The 2,584-nt window shown below is 51.5% G+C and carries 2 protein-coding genes; both read left to right on the top strand.

The genetic code is table 11. From position 1 onward, the window contains the following. The first annotated feature begins 641 nt into the window (after positions 1–641). A complete protein-coding gene (locus V2S85_RS27010; protein WP_330705860.1) occupies positions 642–1,289 on the top strand; it encodes a hypothetical protein in 648 nt (215 codons plus the stop codon). A gap of 86 nt (positions 1,290–1,375) precedes the next feature. Then, positions 1,376–2,152 carry a hypothetical protein gene (locus V2S85_RS27005; protein WP_330705859.1) on the top strand — a complete coding sequence of 259 codons (777 nt, stop codon included), beginning with the start codon at positions 1,376–1,378 and terminating at the stop codon, positions 2,150–2,152. Positions 2,153–2,584 lie beyond the last annotated feature (432 nt).

Below are 2,584 nucleotides of genomic sequence, written 5' to 3'. Positions count from 1 at the left end.
CAAGCGCGTCGAGCCTTCGTGCAGGACGAGACCATCATGCCCGACGCGCTTGTGCAGGCGTCCGGGCCATCGTATTCAACCGCTGGACTCTCGTTATGATCGAGGGACTGACGGGGGGCAGGTCAAGACCAAGGCTTCAACCGAGGCGACCGGTAGCTGATGCTTTCGCCGAATATGCTTCAGCCGATCAGTTCGCAGTTATCAATCTTGACCGGGTCTGGCCTGGGTCGAACCACTTTTCCTAGCCAAAGACGCCCCAGCCTTGACCCAAGCGCCACCCAAGTGGAAAGCCGCTTTGGCTGGGAAACCGCCGATGTCTGGGTGGAAGTGCCTTCAGGAAGGTGGTGCGCTTACGTGACTCGAACACGTGACCCCATCATTACGAACACGAGCGATAGAACGGCCGAAATCTAGGGTTTCCGAGGTTTCTAACGCCGAAAATTGCCCGGCCTTCTCAGTCGCCCAAGCGATACCCAGATTGTGCGGAAATCCGATCTGGGCGTCTTCCTACTGAAAACACTTTGGCTCGGTGAAAGTTCGGATTTTGACCCGGTCAGAACCCGGCCTGACTTGCACATGGGTTATGAAATCCTACATTCTCGGCTTATTGAGGGGTGGCTGTGCTAAAGCAAAGTGATTGGATGGCCCGGGGGGCCGAGACCGAAGGCAATCGCGATACGAGCGATCGGGGAAAGGGGGCGGATCATCCAACTTTCGCGCGATCATATGCTAAAATGGTGCATGAGCTAACCGAAGCCAAATGCTCGGGTGCAGACACTCGGCAATACGGGGAATTGACGAAAATTAATCTGGGTGCAGCGATTGAGGCGTTCGATGAACTCGTGGGCCCTGCCAATGATCGTACGCTGTCTGCAGACAAAATGGGCGCTTGGGCAGAAGAGACATTTCCGCAGTTTGCAAAAGTGCCATACGATGGTCACCCCTATGACACCAAAATGAGCGGAGGCGGCTACAACGTCGCGATTGAATCCGAGACTGCTGGAGGTAACCAAGCAGTGGCGAAGGATGCTCAAAAATTAAGAAATCATCCCGGTCCAGTTAACGTCCGAGGTCTTTTCGTTAGAGAGAAGTCAGCAAAGCATTACGGTCGTGAAGATGAGCGTGCGCTGAGCATGTCGAAAGATGGAAAAGGGCCAGTTATGCTTGTCGAGGAGCGACTAGCCAACAAAGCTTTTATTTCTTCTACCATAGTGAAGACTAAGTTATTTCAGAACGGGGAAGTTGCCTACGAGAGCCAGGATGATGCTCATTTACCGCCGATTTACTGAGCGCTACCGAAAATCGACCTAGTACGGAAATAAATTTTGCATCCTATCGGGCTTTAGATGATGCAATTTACTCGCTGAGGCATAAGATGCTGACGATTGCAGTTGAAGGTAAAACTGATCAAAAAATCATAGCGGCCTTGCTCGCTAACGCTGGCGTCCACGATACATCTATCATCGTAGCCAATGGTTCAATCGCACCTTCGACGCGTGGATGGCAACGCATAGAAAAAATGTCTTCAACTAGGCCTCTGATAGTTGTGTACGATCAGGACAGTGGCTCAGTTGGCGATGCTGTCTCTGCCAACCAAGAAGTTACGGATATTGTTTTCTGCCCAGCTATCCCGACTGTGGACGCATGGCTGTTTGCAGACTCTGCGGCCTTTTTTAACGCTGTTGGCAGTAAGGCGGACGCCTTCTTGGGCAGAATGCCCCTTCCTGAGCAATTGCCATACCCAAAATTTCTTAAAAGCACGATGCTGCGGGACCAGAGAACTCTAGAACAATTATTGACATCTATAAATATTTCCATAGCTGGGTCTAGAAGCCCTTCGCTGAAACATTTTATAAATGCGGCAAGGCGCCACTCTAATCTAGATCCACTTTCATTTGAACAGCCAATTGATGCTTATGGGCAGCTCAATAGAGAAGTGCTGCGCAACCTCATAAGTGAGGTCTATCCAAGCGAAAAAACCCTCTTTCGTAGCGCGAGTGGAAATATAATCACCGCCGAGCAGATGATGCAAGAGATTACGGATGGCACAGAACTTGGTCGAGAGTATAGCAGCGACATTTTACGTGTAGCGCGAGATCTTCTTGCTCGCCAAGCGCAGAAAAAGTTGAACGAGACAGACCGTAAACAATGATTGTCTTCATTACGGCGCATGATGAGCCAACAATGGATAATCTGCAAGTCGCCGGTCATATCGCTAATACCGCAGCGGTTGGACTTTGCGGCGCAGATGCTGTGAGGGAAAATGTCGTACCCGCCTTGGAGGCTGAGCCGAATTGGCCTTTTTTAGCCCTATCTCACGGTCGGCCTACGCATTTGTGTGGGAACAATAGTGGTGAGGCTGTCGGCGTCGATGACGTACTGTTGTTGAAAGACAGAGTCAGTTTTGCCCTCGCGTGCTTCACAGCAGAAACTGTTGGCCCCACTGTTGCAGCTGCTGGAGGGTAATTGCTCACGGGGTTGGCAGAAAAGTGTTGCGCGGAGGTCGATTGGCTGATTCACCCTACGGATGCCGCCACCGCCGCTTCATGTTCTGACCGAGGCCGAGAAGAACGAGCTGCTGCTT

Source organism: Novosphingobium resinovorum (assembly GCF_036352595.1).
Classification (GTDB): Bacteria; Pseudomonadota; Alphaproteobacteria; order Sphingomonadales; family Sphingomonadaceae; genus Novosphingobium; species Novosphingobium resinovorum_B.
This window is presented reverse-complemented; position numbering and strand designations above follow the sequence as displayed.